Here is a 19,636-nt window from a genome sequence, read left to right on the forward strand (position 1 = left end):
CGTCGCCGAAGTGATAGGACAGCGCGACACCGCGAGCGGCGCGCACTTCGCCTTCACCGACCGGTGGGGCGGGGTGAGCGCCGCTCCGTACGCGGAGCTCAATCTCGGCGGCGCGGTCGGCGACGACCCCGCGGCCGTCCTGCGCAACCGGGAACGGGCGGCGCGGGAACTCGGCCTCGAGCCGGGCCGGGTGGTCTGGATGAACCAGGTGCACGGGCCCGACGTCGAGGTGGTGGACGGGCCCTGGGGCCCGGACGCCGACATTCCGTGCGTCGACGCGATCGTGACCACGCGGCGCGGGCTCGCCCTCGCCGTGCTCACCGCGGACTGCACGCCCGTCCTGCTCGCCGACCCGGTCGCCGGTGTCGTTGCCGCCGCACACGCGGGGCGCCCCGGCATGATCGCCGGAGTCGTCCCCGCCGCGGTCGGCGCGATGGTGAAGCTCGGGGCGGACCCGGCCCGGATCACGGCCCGCACCGGACCCGCGGTCTGCGGGCGGTGCTACGAAGTCCCGGCCGAGATGCGCGCGGACGTCGCCGCGGTGGAACCCGCGGCGTACGCCGAGACCGGCTGGGGCACACCGGCCGTCGACGTGACCGCCGGTGTGCACGCGCAACTGGAACGGCTGGGGGTGCGCGACCGGGAGCAGTCGCCGGTGTGCACCCTCGAATCGCACGACCACTTCTCCTACCGCCGCGACAAGGCCACCGGCCGGCTCGCCGGCTACGTCTGGCTGGACTGATACGACATGACGGACCTTCAGGGATCTGCGGACCTTCAGGACCGCGAGGCCGAACTCGCCTCGAACCTGGCGGCGGTGGAGGAACGTATCTCCGCCGCGTGCGCGGCCGCCGGCCGCAAGCGCGAGGACGTGACCCTGATCGTGGTCACCAAGACCTACCCCGCGAGCGACGTGCGGATCCTGGCCGGGCTCGGGGTGCGGCACGTGGCCGAGAACCGTGACCAGGACGCCGCACCCAAGGCCGCGGAATGTGCGGATCTGCCCCTCACTTGGCACTTCGTGGGTCAATTGCAGACCAACAAGGTCCGTTCCGTGGTGGGTTATGCCGGTCTGGTGCAGTCCATCGACCGCGCGAAGCTCGTCACGGCACTGTCCAAGGAGGCGGTGCGCGCCGAGCGCGAGCTGGGCTGTCTGATCCAGGTCGCGCTCGACGCCGAGGTGGACGGGCGCGGTGAGCGCGGTGGCGTGGGAGTAGGGGGAGTGGAGGAACTGGCCGCTCGCGTGGCCGAGGCTCCGGGCTTGCGGCTCGACGGTCTGATGACCGTCGCGCCGCTCACCGGGCCCTACGCGGGACGGCAACAGGCGGCGTTCGAGCGGCTCATGGATTTGTCGACTCACCTGCGCGTGGCCCATCCGGCTGCGAACATGGTGTCGGCAGGGATGAGTTCGGACCTCGAAGAGGCTGTGACGGCCGGAGCGACACATGTGCGCGTCGGTACGGCGGTCCTCGGAGTCCGACCCAGGCTCGGGTAACGTCGCCAAGAAGTCGGACCACAGCAGAAAATATGGTCATTCTCGCTGATGGGCGGGGAGATCGCGTGGATCGCGGGCGCATGGGTTGACGTCAGCCTCAGCCGATCCACCACAGAGCGGAGGACTCAGAGCATGGCCGGCGCGATGCGCAAGATGGCGGTCTACCTCGGCCTCGTGGAGGACGATGGGTACGACGGCCGGGGGTTCGACCCCGACGACGACTTCGAGCCCGAGCTCGACCCCGAGCCCGAGCGTGACCGCCGACGGCACGAGCCGTCGCACTCGTCACACAACTCCCGCCCGGCAGAAGCGGACGAATCGGTACGAGTGGTGCAAGCCCCCGCGCCGCGCGAGCCGGTGCGCCAGCCCGCGTCGCTGACCGCCGATTCCGGACGTCCGGCGCGAATCGCCCCCGTGGCATCCATCACACCTGAACGTCAGAGTCTGGAGAAGAACGCACCGGTGATCATGCCCAAGGTCGTGTCCGAGCGGGAGCCGTACCGCATCACCACGCTGCACCCGCGGACCTACAACGAGGCCCGTACCATCGGGGAACACTTCCGCGAGGGCACTCCGGTGATCATGAATCTGACGGAGATGGACGACACCGACGCGAAGCGACTTGTCGACTTTGCGGCCGGTCTGGTGTTCGGTCTGCACGGGAGCATCGAGCGGGTGACTCAGAAGGTGTTCCTGTTGTCGCCTGCTAACGTCGATGTCACGGCGGAGGACAAGGCCCGCATCGCAGAGGGCGGGTTCTTCAACCAGAGCTGAGACGCAGCACTAGTTCAACGGCTAGCTATGTACTAGTCACGAGGCACGAGACACAGGGGAGAGGGAACCACCGACATGGGCGTGGTTTTGGATGTGGTCTACATCGCGCTGATGTGTTTCCTCATCGTGCTGATCTTCCGGCTGGTCATGGACTACGTCTTCCAGTTCGCCCGCTCGTGGCAACCCGGCAAGGCGATGGTGGTCGTTCTGGAGGCCACCTACACTGTCACTGATCCACCGCTCAAGCTTCTGCGGCGGTTCATTCCGCCGCTGCGTCTCGGGGGCGTGGCGCTCGACCTGTCCTTCTTCGTACTGATGATCATCGTCTACATCCTGATCTCCGTCGTGAGCCGGCTGTGAGCACGATGTCAATTACGGTCTTGCCGAATGCCGACGACAACGTTGAGGTGAAGAGATGCCGTTGACCCCCGAGGACGTGCGGAACAAGCAGTTCACGACCGTCCGCCTCCGAGAAGGCTATGACGAGGACGAGGTCGATGCCTTCCTCGATGAGGTCGAAGCCGAACTGACCCGTCTCCTTCGTGAGAACGAGGACCTGCGCGCCAAGCTCGCCGCAGCCACCCGTGCCGCTGCACAGAACCAGCAGCAGGGCGGTATGCGCAAGGGCCCCGGTGGCCCCGAGGGCCAGGGCGGTCCGCAGGACCAGCAGGGGCCGCCGCAGGGTATGCGCGGTCCCGGCGCCCCCGTGCCCGCCGGCATATCGGGCCCGCCGCAGCAGCAGATGGGTGGCCCCATGGGCGGCCCCCCGCAGCTGCCGAGCGGTGCCCCGCAGCTTCCGGCCGGTCCCGGTGGCCACGGTCCGCAGGGACCTGGCCCGCAGGGTCCCGGTCCGATGGGCCAGGGTCCGGGTCCGATGGGCCAGGGTCAGCTCGGTGGTCCCCAGGGACAGCTGAGCGGCCCGATGGGCGGCCCCATGGGCGGCCACGGTGGTCCCCCGCAGATGCAGCAGCCCGGTCAGGGTCCCGGTGGCGACAGCGCCGCGCGTGTCCTCTCGCTGGCCCAGCAGACCGCCGACCAGGCGATCGCCGAGGCCCGCTCCGAGGCGAACAAGATCGTCGGCGAGGCTCGCAGCCGCGCCGAGGGTCTCGAGCGTGACGCCCGTGCCAAGGCCGACGCCCTGGAGCGGGACGCGCAGGAGAAGCACCGCGTCGCGATGGGCTCCCTGGAGTCCGCCCGCGCCACGCTGGAGCGCAAGGTCGAGGACCTGCGCGGCTTCGAGCGCGAGTACCGCACGCGTCTGAAGTCGTACCTGGAGTCCCAGCTGCGTCAGCTGGAGAGCCAGGGCGACGAGTCGCTGGCCCCGCCGCGCAACCCGGCCGCCGCCTCGCTGCCGCCGTCCCCGGCGCCGTCGATGGCTCCGGCCGGTGCGGGTGCCCCGTCCTACGGTGGCAACCAGACCATGGGCGGCAACCCGCCGGCCGGTGGTCCGTCCTACGGCGGCCAGCAGCAGATGTCGCCCGCGATGACGCAGCCGATGGCGCCGGTGAGGCCGCAGGCCCCGCAGCCGATGCAGCAGGCTCCGTCGCCGATGCGCGGTTTCCTCATCGACGAGGACGACAACTAAGCGGCGCCCCGCGCGCCTGAGAAGGCGTCGGCGTTCATTCAGGCCCTGGCCCGGATCGTTTCTGCGATCCGGGCCAGGGCCTTTTCGCGGGCGCTCGGGGCGGGAGTTCATGTGTGCTCGCGCACAAAACGCCGAAGGGCCGGCCCGGCAGATTTCTCTGCCGGGGCCGGCCCTTCGGGCGGTGCCGGGTGTGACCTACGCCTTCTTGAGGCGGAACTCCAGGCTCAGGCCCTCGTCCGTGAAGGGCTCGCCGTAGGTGTCGTCCGCGTCGGCCCGGGCGAAGTCCGTCGCGAGGACCTCGTCCGCGATCAGGCCCGCGTGCTCGGACAGGGCCGCGGTCACCGCGGGGTCCGTGGACGTCCAGCGCAGCGCGATCCGGTCGGCGACGTCGAGGCCGCTGTTCTTGCGGGCCTCCTGGATCAGCCGGATCGCGTCACGGGCCAGGCCCGCCTGCCGCAGCTCCTCGGTGATCTCCAGGTCGAGCGCCACGGTGGCGCCGGAGTCCGAGGCCACGGACCAGCCCTCGCGCGGGGTCTCCGTGATGATGACCTCGTCCGGGGCCAGCGTGACCGTCTCGCCCTCGATCTCGACCGTCGCGGTGCCCTCGCGCAGCGCCAGGGACAGCGCGGCGGCGTCGGCCGCGGCCACGGCCTTCGCGACGTCCTGGACGCGCTTGCCGAAGCGCTTGCCGAGCGCCCGGAAGTTCGCCTTGGCCGTCGTGTCGACCAGCGAGCCGCCGACCTCGGAGAGCGAGGCCAGCGAGCTGACGTTCAGCTCCTCGGTGATCTGCGCGTGCAGCTCCGGGGACAGCGCCTCGAAGCCCGACGCGGCGACCAGCGCGCGCGACAGCGGCTGACGGGTCTTGACGCCCGACTCCGCACGCGTGGCGCGGCCGAGCTCGACGAGCCGGCGCACGAGCGCCATCTGCGTCGACAGCGTCGGGTCGATCGCCGCGGTGTCCGCCTCGGGCCACGAGGACAGGTGCACCGACTCCGGCGCGTCCGGCGTCACCGGCACGACCAGGTCCTGCCAGACCCGCTCCGTGATGAACGGCGTGAGCGGCGCCATCAGCTGAGTGACCGTCACCACCACGTCGTGCAGGGTGCGCAGCGCGGCCTTGTCGCCCTGCCAGAAGCGGCGGCGCGAGCGGCGCACGTACCAGTTCGACAGGTCGTCGACGAACGCCGACAGCAGCTTGCCGGCGCGCTGGGTGTCGTACGCCTCCAGGGCCTTGGTGACCTCGTCCGTGAGCTGGTGCAGCTCGGACAGCAGCCAGCGGTCCAGGACGCCGCGGTCGGCCGGGGCCGGATCCGCGGCGCTGGGCGCCCAGTTCGACGTACGCGCGTACAGGGCCTGGAAGGCCACCGTGTTCCAGTACGTGAGGAGCGTCTTGCGGACGACCTCCTGGATGGTGCCGTGGCCGACGCGGCGCGCCGCCCACGGGGAGCCGCCGGCCGCCATGAACCAGCGCACCGCGTCCGCGCCGTGCTGGTCCATCAGCGGGATCGGCTGCAGGATGTTGCCCAGGTGCTTGGACATCTTGCGGCCGTCCTCGGCCAGGATGTGGCCGAGGCACACGACGTTCTCGTAGCTGGACTTGTCGAAGACCAGGGTGCCGACGGCCATCAGCGTGTAGAACCAGCCACGCGTCTGGTCGATGGCCTCGGAGATGAACTGGGCCGGGTACCGGCTCTCGAACAGCTCCTTGTTCTTGTACGGGTAGCCCCACTGCGCGAACGGCATCGAGCCCGAGTCGTACCAGGCGTCGATGACCTCGGGCACGCGCACCGCTTCGAGCGAGCAGCCCTCGTGGGTGCAGGTGAAGGTCACGTCGTCGATGTACGGGCGGTGCGGGTCGAGCGAGGACTGGTCGGTGCCGGTCAGTTCGGAGAGCTCCGCGCGGGAGCCGACACAGGTGAGGTGGCCCTCCTCGCAGCGCCAGACGGGCAGCGGGGTGCCCCAGTAGCGGTTGCGGGACAGCGCCCAGTCGATGTTGTTGCTCAGCCAGTCGCCGAAGCGGCCGTGCTTGACCGTGTCCGGGAACCAGTTCGTCTTCTCGTTCTCCTCGAGAAGGCGGTCCTTGACGGCCGTGGTGCGGATGTACCAGGACGGCTGCGCGTAGTAGAGCAGGGCCGTGTGGCAGCGCCAGCAGTGCGGGTAGCTGTGCTCGTACGGGACGTGCAGGAACAGCAGGCCGCGCGCCTCCAGGTCCGCGGTGAGCGCCTCGTCGGCCTTCTTGAAGAAGACGCCTCCGACCAGCGGGACGTCGGCCGCGAAGGTGCCGTCGGGCTGCACCGGGTTGACCACCGGCAGGCCGTACGCGCGGCAGACCTTGAGGTCGTCCTCACCGAACGCGGGGGACTGGTGGACCAGACCCGTACCGTCCTCGGTCGTCACGTACTCGGCGTTGACGACGTAGTGCGCCTCGGCCGGACTGTGCCCATTGGTTCCCTCGCTGACGCTCGGGAACTCCACAAGCTCGAACGGACGTTGGTACTTCCAGCGCTCCATCTCCGCGCCGGTGAAGGACTCGCCGGTCGTCTCCCAGCCCTCGCCGAGCGCCTTGGCGACGAGCGGCTCGGCGACGACCAGCTTCTCCTCACCGTTCGTCGCCACGACGTAGCGGACCTCGGGGTGCGCGGCGACCGCCGTGTTGGACACCAGGGTCCAGGGGGTCGTCGTCCAGACCAGGAGCGAGGCCTGACCGGCCAGCGGACCGGAGGTGAGGGGGAAACGGACATAGACCGACGGGTCCACGACCGTCTCGTAGCCCTGCGCGAGCTCGTGGTCCGACAGGCCCGTGCCGCAGCGCGGGCACCAGGGGGCGACGCGGTGGTCCTGGACCAGCAGGCCCTTGTTGAAGATCTCCTTCAGCGACCACCAGACGGACTCGACGTACTCCGGGTCCATCGTCCGGTACGCGTCGTCGAGGTCGACCCAGTAGCCCATGCGGGTCGTCAGCTCGGTGAAGGCGTCGGTGTGCCGGGTCACGGACTCACGGCACTTCGCGTTGAACTCCGCGATGCCGTACGCCTCGATGTCCTTCTTGCCGCTGAAGCCGAGCTCCTTCTCGACCGCCAGCTCCACCGGGAGGCCGTGGCAGTCCCAGCCCGCCTTGCGCCCCACGTGGTAGCCGCGCATCGTGCGGAAGCGGGGGAAGACGTCCTTGAAGACGCGGGCCTCGATGTGGTGGGCACCCGGCATGCCGTTGGCCGTGGGCGGGCCCTCGTAGAACACCCACTCGGGGCGCCCTTCGGACTGCTCCAGGCTCTTGGCGAAGATCTTCTGCTCGCGCCAGAAGTCGAGCACGGCGTGCTCGAGGGCGGGCAGGTCGACCTGGGCGGGCACCTGGCGGTACTGCGTCATCAGTCTTCCTCCGGCGGACGTGCTTCTCTCCGTCGGAGGGACGAGAGCCTGTGTGCTGAACGCCGTGTGCGGCGCGCTCCCGCGGTACCACCCTCCTTGGCCCGCTGCGGCGCCGGTGCGCGCCTCGGTGGGCCCCCTCATTGGGTTCGCGACGCCGGGTCTACCGGCCGCTGCGGTGCTGCGGCTTTCTTCCGGCGGCTCCGGGGTGATCTTCGCGTCGCGCTCGCCCCCGGGCTTCCACCGTCCCCGGGTCGCTCATGGCTGCGTACGCCGCTACTCGTCCCCATCCAAGCCTTTCGCTCCGGCCAGTGTACGGCGCCCGGGCGGGCGCGGCCGACCGGTTTTGCGGCGGGCCGGGGACGGGGACGGCGGCGGGCGGGGTCAGGCGTGCTGGGGGACCTCGTCCTTGAGGCTGGCGCGGACCTGCTCCCGCAGTTCGGGGCTGTCGGTGTGACCGTGGACGGAGACGGCGTGCTCGGTGGCGGCGCGCACGACCTCTTCCTCCTCGCCCGAGATGGTCAGCGTGCAGTTCATGACGCTGGGGAACTCGCGACAGTCGGCTACTTTGCGCATGATGATGCACCTTCTCCGCTTTTGCCACATTCTATGCCCGGGAGGTGGCGCACGAGAGGTGCGGGGCGGTGGTCCTGCCAGGGCCGGCCGCGGGGGTGCGGGGTGACCCGAACGGCGCCCCGGGGCGCGGCGTGCGGAGCGGCGGATTACCGGGCGGGGAGCTGGGCACAACGGTTTCGAGCCACTGTGCGGCGGGTGCCCGTCCCGTTGCCGCGGGCCCCGAGTCGATTTATCGTCCCAGCACGATTCGCGTGCAAGATCACAAATTGTGAAGGGGCCGCGGCCATGGTGGCGAAGAAGACCGCCGTTCAGCAGTCTGCGACCGGCAGATCCACGGGCACCGGCAAAGCGGGCACGGACCAGGCGGGCACGGACAGGGCGGTGAAGTCCGCGTCCAGGAAGACCGCGGCCTCGGCGTCCGCCGCCGCACCGAAGGAGACCGCCACCGGCAAGAAGTCCGCCGCTGTGAAGAGCGCGGCCAAGAGCGCCGCCACCAAGAGCACTGCCACCAAGAAGGCCGCCACCAAAAAGGCCGCCACAAAGAAGGCCGCTGCCAAGAAGGCGGCCACAGGTGCCGTCGGGGCCCCGGAGGGGAAACGTACGACGAAGAAGACGGCGGCGAAGAAGACGGCGACCAAGGCGGCGGCGAAGAAGGCCGGCGCCGTCGCGGGACGCAAGGGCGCGAAGAAGACGGCCGAGGACGCGGACGAGACCGCGAGGACGACGGGAGCCACGACAGTGGTTGCGAAGAAGACTCAGGGCACGGCCACGGCGGCGCAGCAGCCCGGCGCGGTTCCCAAGGCGAGGGGCACCGCCGAGCCCGGAGAGCTGGCCGTACGGCCCGGCGAGGAGCCCTGGACCCCGGACGAGGTGGCCGAGGCGCGCGCCGAGCTGCAGAGCGAGGCCCTGCGGCTCGGCAGCGAGATCGCCTCGGCCGAGGAGGGCCTGGCCGGGCTGATGCGGGACTCCGGCGACGGCGCGGGCGACGACGAGGCCGACACGGGCACCAAGAACATCACGCGCGAGCACGAGATGGCCCTGGCGGCCAACGCGCGCGAGATGCTGGAGCAGACCGAGCACGCCCTGCAGCGCCTGGACGCGGGCACCTACGGCCTCTGCGAGAACTGCGGGAGCCCCATCGGCAAGGCCCGGATGCAGGCCTTCCCCAGGGCGACCCTGTGTGTGGAGTGCAAGCAGAAGCAGGAGCGCCGCTACTGAACCGCTCCTGAGGTCCGTGACGTACTCTCGTCCTCAGTCAGGTACCTAGGTCGAGGGACTCACGTGGCAGAGGCGGAGCGCATCATCGGTACGCCGGATTCTTCCGAGGCAGGGGCGGCCGAGCCGGACAAGGCCGACGAGGCCGCCGCTCAGGATCCGCAGGAGGCTCCGGAGCAGGAGACGACCGCCGAGCGGCCCAGGGGCGCGCGGCGCATCGCCGTGCTGTTCGCCGTGGCCGCGCTGGCGTACGCCCTGGACCTGGTCAGCAAGCTGATCGTGGTCGCGAAGCTGGAGCACCGGGAGTCCATCCGGATCCTCGGCGACTGGCTCCAGCTCGAAGTGATCCGCAACCCCGGCGCGGCCTGGGGTGTCGGCGAGGCCTTCACGATCATCTTCACGGTGATCGCGACGGCTGTGATCGTCGTCATCGTCCGGCTCGCCAGGAAGCTCTACAGCCTGCCGTGGGCGATCGCGCTCGGCCTGCTCCTGGGCGGCGCGCTCGGCAATCTCACCGACCGGATCTTCCGTGCCCCCGGCGTCTTCGAGGGCGCCGTGGTCGACTTCATCGCGCCGAAGAACTACCCGGTGTTCAATCTCGCCGACTCCGCCATCGTGTGCGGCGGCATCCTGATCGTGCTGCTCTCCTTCCGCGGCATCGACCCCGACGGGACCGTGCACAAGGACTGAACCGGGGGTCCTGCCCGGACCCGGGGCGGGGCCTCGCGGTCGGGAGTGTCGGCGCGCTCCGGCATACTCGATGCGTGAGCACGATTCCCGAGATCCGAACCCTGCCCGTGCCCGACGGCCTGGAGGGCGAGCGCGTCGACGCCGCCATCTCCCGCATGTTCGGCTTCTCCCGCACCAAGGCCGCCGAGCTCGCCGCCGCCGGGAAGGTCACGGTCGACGGCTCGGTCGTGGGCAAGTCCGAGCGGGTGCACGGCGGGGCCTGGCTCGAGGTCGAGATGCCGCAGGCGGCCGCGCCGGTGCAGATCGTCGCCGAGCCCGTCGAGGGCATGGAGATCGTCTACGACGACGACGACATCGTGGTGATCGTGAAGCCGGTGGGCGTCGCCGCTCACCCGAGCCCCGGCTGGACCGGCACGACCGTGATCGGCGGTCTCGCCGCCGCCGGGTACCGGATCTCCACCTCCGGCGCCGCAGAGCGCCAGGGCATCGTGCACCGCCTCGACGTGGGGACCTCGGGCCTGATGGTCGTCGCCAAGTCCGAGCGGGCGTACACCTCCCTCAAGCGCCAGTTCAAGGAGCGGATCCCGGACAAGCGCTACCACGCGCTCGTGCAGGGCCACCCCGACCCGATGAGCGGCACCATCGACGCCCCCATCGGCCGCCACCCGAACCACGACTACAAGTGGGCGGTCATCGCCGAGGGCAAGCCCTCGGTGACGCACTACGACCTGATCGAGGCGTTCCGCTCCGCGTCGCTGCTCGACATCAAGCTGGAGACCGGCCGCACCCACCAGATCCGGGTGCACATGTCCGCGCACCGGCACCCCTGCGTCGGCGACCTCACCTACGGCGCCGACCCCACGCTCGCCAAGCGCCTCGGCGTCACGCGCCAGTGGCTGCACGCGGTGCGGCTCGGCTTCGAGCACCCCTCGGACGGCCGCTGGGTCGAGTTCGAGAGCGCCTACCCCGAGGACCTCCAGACCGCGCTCGACCGGGTGCGGGAAGAGAGCGCATGAGCGCCTTCGACGTCCGCGTCGCCCTGACCGAGGCGGACCGGGAGTCCTGCTTCGCCGTGCGCCGTGACGTGTTCGTCGCCGAGCAGGGCGTGCCCGAGGACCTGGAGTACGACACCTACGACGCGGACGCGGTGCACGTGCTCGCGGTGCGGGCGGATGGCGTGCCGCTCGGTACGGGCCGGCTGCTGACCGGCGAGGCCGCCGCGGTGAAGAACGGGGGCGCGGCGGACGTCGGCGCCCTCGGCCGGCTCGCCGTGACCAAGGCCGCGCGCGGGCTCGGTGTGGGCGCCGCGCTGGTGCGGGCCATCGAGGACGCGGCCCGCGAGCGGGGCCTCGCGGCGGTGGACCTGCACGCGCAGACCCACGCCCTGGGCTTCTACGAGCGGCTCGGCTACGAGGTGTACGGACCGGAGTTCCCCGACGCGGGGATCCCGCACCGGGCGATGCGCAAGCCGCTCGACTGACGCCCCCTGGTGTCCGGTTCGGCCGGATACGCGTGGCACCCTTGAGGCCTGACATCCTTGATCGTCGAGCCTGGTCGGAGCCCCCGTGGATCAATTGGCCCTGCTGTTCGCGCTGTTGCTCGGGGCCGTCCTGAGCGTTCCGCTCGGGGACCGGCTCGGACTGCCCTCGCCGGTCCTGATGACTCTGCTCGGCATCGTGCTCGCCCTGATCAGCGCCGTGCCCAATGTCGACATCTCGCCCGACCTGATCCTGCCGATCGTGCTGCCGCCGCTCCTGTACGCGGCCGTGCACCGCACCTCCTGGCGCCAGTTCGCGGCCAACAGAAGACCCATCTTCCTGCTGGCCGTCGCCCTGGTCTTCGTCACGACGGCCGCCGTCGCCTTCGTCGCGAACGCGGTCGTGCCCGGTCTGCCCATCGCCGCCGCCGTCGCCCTCGGCGCGCTGGTGGCGCCGCCCGACCCGGTCGCCGCGACCGCCGTCGCCGGCCAACTGGGGCTGCCCCGCCGCATGGTGTCGATCCTGGAGGGCGAGGGCCTGTTCAACGACGTGACGGCGATCGTGCTCTACCACGTCGCGATCGCCGCCGCCGTGAGCGGCACCTTCTCGTTCCCCGAGGCCGCGCTCACGCTCGTGCTGTCCGCCGTCGTCGCCATCGCCGTCGGCTTCGGCCTCGCCTGGACCGCCAACAAGCTCATGGACTACCTCGGCGACGCCACGCTCCAGGTCGGCCTGACCCTGCTCGTGCCGTACGCCTCGTACGTCCTGGCCGAGGAGCTGCACGGCTCGGGCGTGCTCGCCGTCGTCACCACCGCGATGTTCATGGTGGAGCACGCCTTCGATGCCGACGACGTCATGACCCGGCTCACCGGCCGCGCCTTCTGGGACGTCGTCGACACCCTCGTCACCGGCGTCGCCTTCGGGCTCATCGGCCTGGAGGTGCACAACGTCGTGCGCACGGCCGAGGGCCACTGGACCGAGATGCTCGGCTGGTCGGGCGCCGTCGTGGGCGTCGTCATCGTCGTACGGCTGCTGTGGCTGCTGCCCATGACGTGGGTGACCCAGCGGCTGCACGCGCGGCGCGACGTGGAGGAGGACATCCCGGTCAGCTGGCGGGAGACCGTCGTCATGTGGTGGTCGGGGATGCGCGGCGTGGCCTCCGTCGCCCTCGCCCTCGCCATCCCGCTCACCATGGACGACGGCTCCCCCTTCCCGGCCCGCGACGAGATCGTCTTCATCGCCTTCGGGGTGATCATGGCCACGCTCGTGCTCCAGGGCCTGAGCCTGCCCTGGCTCGTGCGGAAGCTGAAGGTGACGGCCGACACCGAGGCCGAGCAGTCCTACGAGCGCGATCTCGCCCTGCGCGCCGCGCGGGCCGCCAAGGCGCGGCTGAAGGAGATCGAGGAGGTCGAGGACCTTCCCGAGGACGTGCAGGAGCAGCTGCTGCGCCGGGCCTACGACATCGGGCTGCGGATCAACCCGGAGCTGGGGGCGGAGGAGCGCCGCGAGGCCCAGGCCAAACGGTTCGCCAGGCTCAAGCGGATCCGGCACATCCAGAACGAGATGATGTCGGCCGCGCGCCACGAGATCCTCGCCGCCCGCAGCGAACCCGGCGCCGACCCCGAGATCGTCGACCGCGTCCTGCGCCACCTCGACGTCCGCAGCCTGCGCTAGGTCCTGGCGCCGGTCACGGCGCGGTGCTCACCGCCGCGCGGGGCCTGGCACCATGGGGCTCATGAACATCATGCTTTTCCACTCGACGTACGGTCTGCGCCCCGCCGTGACGGCCGCGGCCGACCGGCTGCGGGCCGCCGGACACGAGGTGTGGACCCCGGACCTCTTCGACGGCCGCACCTTCGACACCGTCGAGGAGGGCATGGAGTACAAGGAGGAGGTCGGCAAGGACGAGCTGCTCCGGCGGGCCGTCCTCGCGGCCGCCCCCTACTCGGAGCGGGGCCTGGTGTACGCCGGCTTCTCGCTGGGCGCCGCCACGGCCCAGACGCTGGCCCTCGGCGACGAGAAGGCGAAGGGGCTGCTGCTCCTGCACGGCACCTCGGACATCGCGGAGACCGCGTCCGTGGACGAGCTGCCGGTGCAGCTGCACGTCGCCTCGCCCGACGTCTTCGAGACCGACGACTGGCTGAACACCTGGTACCTGCAGATGGGCAAGGTGGGCGCCGACGTCGAGATCTACCGCTACCCGGGCGCCGGTCACCTCTTCACCGACCCCGAGCTGCCGGACTACGACGAGGAGGCCGCCGAGGCCACCTGGCGGGTGGCACTCGGCTTCCTGGACTCCCTCTAGAGATCCCGCGGCTGTCAGCCGGCCCGGTAGGCGGTCCAGCTGTCCTTCATGCGGGTCACCTGGCCCGCGGTGAACTGGGTCATGCAGGAGTCGTACGTGTAGTCCATGAAGTTGTGGATCGGGTCGACCCCGGTCTTGCTGGCGCAGGAGTCGCGCCCGGTCGGGCACTCGTAGGCCGGGCTCTTCTCGGCCGGGGTGTCGGCCACGTAGTCGCCGTTGCCGTTACAGCCGCCCTGGAAGGTGTGGTACAGCCCCATCCAGTGGCCGATCTCGTGGGTGCCGGTGTCGCCCTCGTTGTAGTTGGTGGCCGAGCCGCCCGGCAGCGAGCTGTCGAGGATGACCACGCCGTCGTCGGACGGGTTCGACTTGTACGAGGACGGGAACGTCGCCCAGCCGAGCAGGCCGCCGCCCAGGTTCGCCGTGTAGAAGTTCAGCGCGTTCGCGCCGCCCTTGCGCAGCGTCGACTTCATGGACTTCTCTGCGGTCGAGCCGGGCGAGACGCCGTTGTACCAGGAGGCGTTGTCCGTGTAGTCGGTGCCGGCCAGCTGGAACTGGAAGCCCGAGTCGTTGTTGCCCGAACCCTGACCGGCGTAGGCGGCGTTCAGGACGCTGATCTGGTTGGCGATCGACGTCGAGGACAGCTTGCCGGTCGTGCCGTCGTGGATGACGTGGACGTAGACCGGGATCGTCGTGGCGGCGGTCAGGCTCAGACCGCGCCCGAGCGAGCCGTCGGCGCGCATCTTGTCGAGTCTCTTCTGCAGCGCCGCGTCCATGGACTTGGCCTGCGCCGCGCTCAGCTCGTTGGGCTCGGCGGCGTGCGAGGAGCCGTTCGGCGCCTTCTCACGGGCGAGCGCGTTCGTGTCCGTCGCGCACTTCTCGGCGGAGGCACCCGCCTGTGCGGTCTTGGCGGCGGCGTTGCCCGACGGGGCGGAGAGCGGGACCAGGGCCAGGGTTCCGGCCATCACCGCGGTGCCGAGCAGACGGCGGCGAAGGCGCGGGGACATGCGGGCCGATGGGGCGTGAGGGGTCATTGCGGGGGCTCCTCGCGACACGGGCGGGAGGGACTTCCTCGCCGCCGCGGGGAGATTACGTGGCCATGTCATGCCAGGAAGAGCGGGTAACTGGCCGCATTGATCGCGGACATGTGCCCGGCAAACCGGGACAACAGGGAGAAGAAATTCGGCGGCTGTCCGGAGTTTGAGACACTGCCGTAACGATCAGGGTCACCGCGGTGGGCGGTGTGTCCGCATTCGGGCCCGAGCCCGATCACGTCCGCACCACCCACCGTGAACGGTGACATCCGCTCTTAACACGCGCGCCGGTGGCCGGAATTCAGCGCACAGGTATCCGGCAGGTGTCCGTCACCGTACGGGCGCGTCCGCCCGGACGACCTTCTGCGTGCCGCTGAGCGTGCGGTAGGAGCGGGTCCACGCCGTCGTCGCGTTCCGGTCGGCCCGGTCCGAGATCACGTAGTAGTCCATCTGGGTCCGCTCGGCCGTGAGGTCCAGGACGCCGTAGCCGTGGGAGTCCATGTCCACCCACTTCACATGGCGGTTGGCGGCCTTGATCGCGGTCTCGGCGACGGCGGACAGCGTGTTCGGCGCCACGTGCAGGGTGTCGTCGAGGTTGTCGGAGGTGACCGACGTGACGACGAACTCGGTGGCCGCGGACGGCGACAGCGGGTACGTGCCCGCGGTGACCGGCACGTCGTTCGCCCAGGCCATGTGGATGTCGCCGGTCAGGAAGACCGTGTCGCGGATCCCCCGCTCGCGCAGGTGGGTGATCAGCTCCTTGCGGTCGTGGGTGTAGCCGTCCCACTGGTCGACGTTGACGGCCAGGCCCTCGCTGGGCAGGCCCAGCAACTCGGCGAGCGGGCCCAGCAGATGGGCGGGGAGCGAGCCGAAGGCGACCGGCGAGATCATCACCGAGGTGCCGACCAGCTTCCAGCGGGCGTCGGAGGCGGCGAGACCGGCCTTCAGCCAGTCCAGCTGGGCCCGGCCGGTGATCGAGCGGTCCGCGGAGTCCACGTCCCCGTTGCCCACGCTCGACTGCTGGGAGCGGAACGAGCGCAGGTCGAGCAGGTGCAGATCGGCCAGCTTGCCGAACCGCAGCCGGCGGTAGACCGTGCCCGCGGTCGAGGCGCGGACCGGCATCCACTCGAAGTAGGCCTGCTTCGCGGCCTGCTGACGGGCCGCCCAGTCGCCCTCGGCGCCCGGTGTGTGGTTCTCGGCCCCGCCCGACCACGCGTCGTTGGCGAACTCGTGGTCGTCCCAGATCGCCACCAGCGGGTGCGCGGTGTGCATCGCCTGCACGTCCGGGTCGGTCTTCGTCGTCGCGTGCCGGATCCGGTAGTCGGCCAGCGAGACGATCTCGTGCGCCGGCTGGTGCTGCCGCACCGTGTACTTCGCCGCGGGGTACTCGCCGGTCTTGTACTCGTAGATGTAGTCGCCGAGATGGAAGACCGCGTCCAGGTCGGTGCGGGCGGCGAGGTGCCGGTACGCCGAGTAGTAGCCGGCCTCCCAGTTGGCGCAGGAGACGACGCCGAAGCGCAGGCCGGCCGCGTCGGCGTCGGTGGCCGGGGCGGTGCGGGTGCGGCCGACGGGGGAGTGGGCGCCGTCCACCGAGAAGCGGTAGTGGTACGTGCTCGCCGGGCGCAGGCCTCGCACGTCGGCCTTCACCGTGTGGTCGCCGGCCGCGCTCGCGGTGGCCGTCCCCCGGCCCACCACCGTGCGGAACGCCTGGTCCTCGGCGATCTCCCAATCCACCTGCACGTCCGGGCCCTTGCCCGAACCGGGCGTCGCCTCGGCGCTCGGGGTCACGCGGGTCCACAGCAGGATGCCGTCGGGCAGCGGGTCGCCGGACGCGACGCCGTGCAGGAAGACGGGTGCCTCGGCGGCGTGGGCGCTCGCCGCGCCGACGAGCGGGGCGGCGAGGACGGCACCGGCCGCCGCGGCCTTGACGACCGTGCGGCGGCTCGGGGTGCGGTCTGAAGTTGCGCGATCTGAAGGTATGCGATCTGAAGGTATGCGACTGGTCACGGGCGATCACATTACTCATCAGTACGCACAAAGAGCGGGCGAACTCGAAAGAGTTCGCCCGCTCTTCGTCAGATGGCTAGGCCTTGAGCGCCTTGTCGATCGCCGCGTTGAACTCGGCGACCGTCATCGGCGCGTTCTGCCCGTCCGAGCCGGTGATCTTCTTGCCGTCCAGGATGAGCGACGGGGTGCCCTGGACGCCGTCCTTGTTCTTGTCGAACAGGGTGGACATCTCGAGCGCCCACTTGTCGAAGGTGCCGTCCTTGACGTCCTTCTGGAACGTCTTGTTGTCCTTCAGCTCCGGAACGGTGTTCGCGATCTTGATCAGGAACGCGTCGTCCGCGAACTTGTCGTCCGTCTCCTCCGGGTGGAACTTCTTCGAGTAGAGCGCCTCCTTGTAGTCGATGAAGGCGTCCTGGCTCACATTGAGGGCCGAACCGAGCGCGCTCAGCGCGTTCTTGGAACCCTCGCCCTGGAGGTTGGTGTCGAGGAAGGTCGCACCGATGTACTGGATGTTGTACTTGCCGGCCTCGAGGTCCTTCTTCACGGTCGGGCCGACCGTCTGCTCGAAGGAGGCGCACACCGGGCAGCGCGAGTCCTCGTAGAGCTTCAGCGTCTTCTTCGCCGACTCCTTGCCGAGGATCACCGTCGTGTTGTTCTTGCCCGAGGTGTTCTTCGGCGCCACCAGGGCCGCGTCCTTGGCGGCCTCCCACTGGGTCGGCTTGTTGTTCTGCATCACCAGGTAACCGACGCCGCCCGCGACGGCGAGGACGGCGACGATGGACGCGGCGACGATCGCCTGGCGCTTCGTCTTGTCCTTCTTGGCCTGGCGCTCGCGCTCGACGCGCAGCCGCTCGCGCGCCGCGTTCTTGGCCTGCTGGCTGTTGCGCTTGCTCATGATCGAAACTCCGTGGGTGCGTGAAAGGGAAGTACGGGGACTGTCGTGCCGGTCAGAAGACCGGGCACGGCGGTCCGCGCCGTCCCACGGAGTGCGCCCACAGACGGGTGCGGGCGGCCCGCACGCGCGGGGCGGGCCGGGGCTGCCGCGGCGCCCGCTCGGCGGCGGAGACGTCACCGTGGCCCGCGGCCCACGCGATCATCAGGGGCCGGAACGTGCCCACGGCCACCGCGCGAAGGACCTGGGCCAGCGCGTGCTCGCCCCGGCGCAGCCAGGCGGCGGCGACGAGACCGACGGTGACGTGCGCGCCGAGCAGCAGCCAGGAGGCCGCCGGGTCGCCGTGCCCGAGGACCGCGGCGGCGGCCTTCTCGGTGCCGCCGCCGGTCATCCGGGCGAGCGGCGAACCGACGCTGCCCGCGCACAGCACGTCGAGGCCGAAGGAGCGCAGCGGGCCGGCGACCGGCCCCGCCGCGTCGCCGTAACAGACGTGCTGGCCGGTGGTGAAGACCGTGTCCGCGGCCAGCTCCAGCGGCACGAGCAGGGCCGCGATCCGGCCGAAGCCGCGCTCGCGTCCGGCCAGCGCGTACGCCAGCGCGAAGACGCCGCCGGCGATCGCCGCGACCGTCGTGAGCGGCAGCGGGGCCCGGGACAGCAGGGCGTGCGACGCGGCGGAGAGCGTCACGACGAGTGCCGTGAAGAGCGCCGCGCGCACGGCTCTGAGCTGGGTCCCGGATATGTCGTCCATCGCCGAGGAGTGTTTCACGGGTGGCGGTAAGCGATGGCTAAAGGGTTCCTGTGCGTTATGGAATCGCCGCCTGGACGGCCCGGGTCAGCCCGCGAGGCCCGGGATCCGTCCGTTGCGGAACAGGTCCACGAAGATCTGGTGGTCGGCGCGCGCCCGGGCGCCGTAGGTGTGCGCGAAGTCCACCAGGAGGTCCGCGAAGCCGTCCTCGTCCGCCGCGATCGCCGCGTCGATGGCACGCTCCGTGGAGAACGGCACGAGGGACTGGCCCGACAGGTCGTCCGCCGCCGCGTGCATCGTCGCCGTCGCCCGGCCGAGGTCCGCGACGACCGCCGTGATCTCCTCCAGGTCGTCGATGTCGCCCCAGTCCAGGTCCACCGCGTACGGCGACACCTCGGCGACCAGCTGCCCCGAGCCGTCCAGCTCGGTCCAGCCCAGCCACGGGTCCGCGTGCGCCTGCAGGGCACGCTGCGAGATCACCGTGCGGTGGCCCTCGTGCTGGAAGTAGTCACGGATCGAGGCGTCCGTGATGTGCCGCGAGACGGCCGGCGTCTGCGCCTGCTTCATGTAGATCACCACATCGTTCTCCAGGGCGTCGCTGTTGCCCTCCAGAAGGATGTTGTACGACGGCAGGCCGGCGGAGCCGATGCCGATGCCGCGCCGCCCGACCACGTCCTTGACCCGGTAGGAGTCCGGGCGGGACAGGGAGGACTCCGGCAGCGTCTCCAGATAGCCGTCGAAGGCCGCGAGCACCTTGTAGCGCGTCGCCGCGTCCAGCTCGATGGCACCGCCGCCGTCCGCGAAGCGCCGCTCGAAGTCGCTGATCGCCGTCATGGAGTCGAGCAGCCCGAAGCGGGTCAGCGCGCGGGCGTCCCGCAGCGCGTCCAGGAGCGGGCCCTCCGCCGTGTCCAGCGTGAACGGGGGCACCTCGTCGCTCTTCGCGCCCGTCGCCAGCGCGTGGATCCGCTCGCGGTAGGCCGCCGCGTACGTGCGCACCAGGTCGGTGATCCGCTCGTCGGAGAGCGCCTTCGAGTAGCCGATCAGCGCCACGGAGGCCGCGAACCGCTTCAGGTCCCAGGTGAACGGGCCCACATAGGCCTCGTCGAAGTCGTTCACGTTGAAGATCAGGCGGCCCGTGGCGTCCATGTACGTGCCGAAGTTCTCCGCGTGCAGGTCGCCGTGGATCCAGACCCGGCTGGTGCGGTCGTCCAGGTACGGTCCGCCGTGCTGCTCGCGCTCCACGTCGTGGTAGAAGAGGCACGCCGTCCCGCGGTAGAAGGCGAAGGCCGAGGCGGCCATCTTGCGGAACTTCACCCGGAACGCGGCGGGGTCCGCGGCGAGCAGCTCGCCGAACGCGGTGTCGAAGACGGCGAGGATCTGCTCGCCGCGCTGCTCGGCGGTGGGCTGCGGGTCCGGCATCGCGGGGTGCCTCCTGGTACGGGTGGTGCGTGGGCTCGTGCGACACGCAGGACAGGGCGTC

At 70.6% G+C, this 19,636-nt stretch carries 18 protein-coding genes; 11 read left to right on the forward strand and 7 right to left on the reverse strand.

Annotation, left to right across the window (positions count from 1 at the left end; all coding sequences use genetic code 11):
* The first annotated feature begins 10 nt into the window (after window positions 1–10).
* The 5 genes from pgeF to ACZ4E1_RS01925 all read left to right on the forward strand — a co-directional run bounded on the left by pgeF (window position 11) and on the right by ACZ4E1_RS01925 (window position 3,854).
* On the forward strand, window positions 11–742 hold the full coding sequence (pgeF, locus tag ACZ4E1_RS01905) for a peptidoglycan editing factor PgeF (RefSeq protein ID WP_467534875.1): 732 nt from the start codon (window positions 11–13) through the stop codon (window positions 740–742).
* A 6-nt stretch (window positions 743–748) separates the two neighbouring features.
* Entirely contained in the window at window positions 749–1,495 is a 747-nt protein-coding gene (locus tag ACZ4E1_RS01910; protein WP_467534876.1) for a YggS family pyridoxal phosphate-dependent enzyme, read from the forward strand.
* 132 nt (window positions 1,496–1,627) lie between these two features.
* The gene (locus tag ACZ4E1_RS01915) at window positions 1,628–2,269 is read left to right on the forward strand and encodes a cell division protein SepF (RefSeq protein ID WP_188339418.1); all 642 of its coding nucleotides are present in this window, start codon (window positions 1,628–1,630) and stop codon (window positions 2,267–2,269) included.
* A gap of 75 nt (window positions 2,270–2,344) precedes the next feature.
* Window positions 2,345–2,629 carry a YggT family protein gene (locus ACZ4E1_RS01920; protein WP_188339419.1) on the forward strand — a complete coding sequence of 95 codons (285 nt, stop codon included), beginning with the start codon at window positions 2,345–2,347 and terminating at the stop codon, window positions 2,627–2,629.
* Between the two features lie 55 nt (window positions 2,630–2,684).
* Window positions 2,685–3,854: a DivIVA domain-containing protein gene (locus tag ACZ4E1_RS01925; protein ID WP_467534877.1), complete on the forward strand. Its 1,170-nt coding sequence runs from the start codon at window positions 2,685–2,687 to the stop codon at window positions 3,852–3,854.
* Between the two features lie 195 nt (window positions 3,855–4,049).
* Here ACZ4E1_RS01925 and ileS read toward each other — a convergent pair whose 3' ends face one another.
* Both ileS and ACZ4E1_RS01935 read right to left on the reverse strand, forming a co-directional pair.
* Window positions 4,050–7,220, reverse strand: coding sequence for an isoleucine--tRNA ligase (ileS, locus tag ACZ4E1_RS01930; protein WP_467534878.1), 3,171 nt, complete (start codon window positions 7,218–7,220; stop codon window positions 4,050–4,052).
* A 381-nt stretch (window positions 7,221–7,601) separates the two neighbouring features.
* A complete protein-coding gene (locus ACZ4E1_RS01935; RefSeq protein WP_467534879.1) occupies window positions 7,602–7,793 on the reverse strand; it encodes a DUF1059 domain-containing protein in 192 nt (63 codons plus the stop codon).
* A gap of 285 nt (window positions 7,794–8,078) precedes the next feature.
* Between ACZ4E1_RS01935 and ACZ4E1_RS01940 the strand changes: the two genes are divergently transcribed.
* The 6 genes from ACZ4E1_RS01940 to ACZ4E1_RS01965 all read left to right on the forward strand — a co-directional run bounded on the left by ACZ4E1_RS01940 (window position 8,079) and on the right by ACZ4E1_RS01965 (window position 13,481).
* Window positions 8,079–9,011, forward strand: a complete 933-nt coding sequence (locus ACZ4E1_RS01940) for a TraR/DksA family transcriptional regulator (protein WP_467534880.1) — start codon at window positions 8,079–8,081, stop codon at window positions 9,009–9,011.
* Window positions 9,012–9,074: 63 nt separating this feature from the next.
* On the forward strand, window positions 9,075–9,698 hold the full coding sequence (gene lspA / locus ACZ4E1_RS01945) for a signal peptidase II (RefSeq protein WP_467534881.1): 624 nt from the start codon (window positions 9,075–9,077) through the stop codon (window positions 9,696–9,698).
* A gap of 74 nt (window positions 9,699–9,772) precedes the next feature.
* Window positions 9,773–10,714: an RluA family pseudouridine synthase gene (locus ACZ4E1_RS01950; protein WP_467534882.1), complete on the forward strand. Its 942-nt coding sequence runs from the start codon at window positions 9,773–9,775 to the stop codon at window positions 10,712–10,714.
* Complete coding sequence (locus tag ACZ4E1_RS01955; protein WP_467534884.1) at window positions 10,711–11,178, forward strand: GNAT family N-acetyltransferase; 468 nt, start codon at window positions 10,711–10,713, stop codon at window positions 11,176–11,178. The genes ACZ4E1_RS01950 and ACZ4E1_RS01955 overlap by 4 nt, the downstream gene beginning before the upstream one ends.
* 85 nt (window positions 11,179–11,263) lie before the next feature.
* Window positions 11,264–12,850: a Na+/H+ antiporter gene (locus ACZ4E1_RS01960; protein ID WP_467534885.1), complete on the forward strand. Its 1,587-nt coding sequence runs from the start codon at window positions 11,264–11,266 to the stop codon at window positions 12,848–12,850.
* Between the two features lie 61 nt (window positions 12,851–12,911).
* Complete coding sequence (locus ACZ4E1_RS01965) at window positions 12,912–13,481, forward strand: dienelactone hydrolase family protein (protein ID WP_467534887.1); 570 nt, start codon at window positions 12,912–12,914, stop codon at window positions 13,479–13,481.
* A gap of 14 nt (window positions 13,482–13,495) precedes the next feature.
* Here ACZ4E1_RS01965 and ACZ4E1_RS01970 read toward each other — a convergent pair whose 3' ends face one another.
* From ACZ4E1_RS01970 to ACZ4E1_RS01990, 5 genes are all read right to left on the reverse strand, one after another.
* Window positions 13,496–14,512, reverse strand: a complete 1,017-nt coding sequence (locus ACZ4E1_RS01970; RefSeq protein WP_467534888.1) for a zinc metalloprotease — start codon at window positions 14,510–14,512, stop codon at window positions 13,496–13,498.
* Between the two features lie 330 nt (window positions 14,513–14,842).
* A complete protein-coding gene (locus ACZ4E1_RS01975) occupies window positions 14,843–16,519 on the reverse strand; it encodes an alkaline phosphatase D family protein (protein WP_467534890.1) in 1,677 nt (558 codons plus the stop codon).
* A gap of 76 nt (window positions 16,520–16,595) precedes the next feature.
* Complete coding sequence (locus ACZ4E1_RS01980) at window positions 16,596–17,414, reverse strand: thioredoxin domain-containing protein (RefSeq protein WP_467534891.1); 819 nt, start codon at window positions 17,412–17,414, stop codon at window positions 16,596–16,598.
* Between the two features lie 52 nt (window positions 17,415–17,466).
* A complete protein-coding gene (locus tag ACZ4E1_RS01985) occupies window positions 17,467–18,159 on the reverse strand; it encodes a hypothetical protein (protein WP_467534893.1) in 693 nt (230 codons plus the stop codon).
* Window positions 18,160–18,243: 84 nt separating this feature from the next.
* The gene (locus ACZ4E1_RS01990; protein WP_467534895.1) at window positions 18,244–19,575 is read right to left on the reverse strand and encodes a DUF2252 domain-containing protein; all 1,332 of its coding nucleotides are present in this window, start codon (window positions 19,573–19,575) and stop codon (window positions 18,244–18,246) included.
* Window positions 19,576–19,636 lie beyond the last annotated feature (61 nt).

The organism is Streptomyces sp. NPDC025806 (assembly GCF_055558275.1).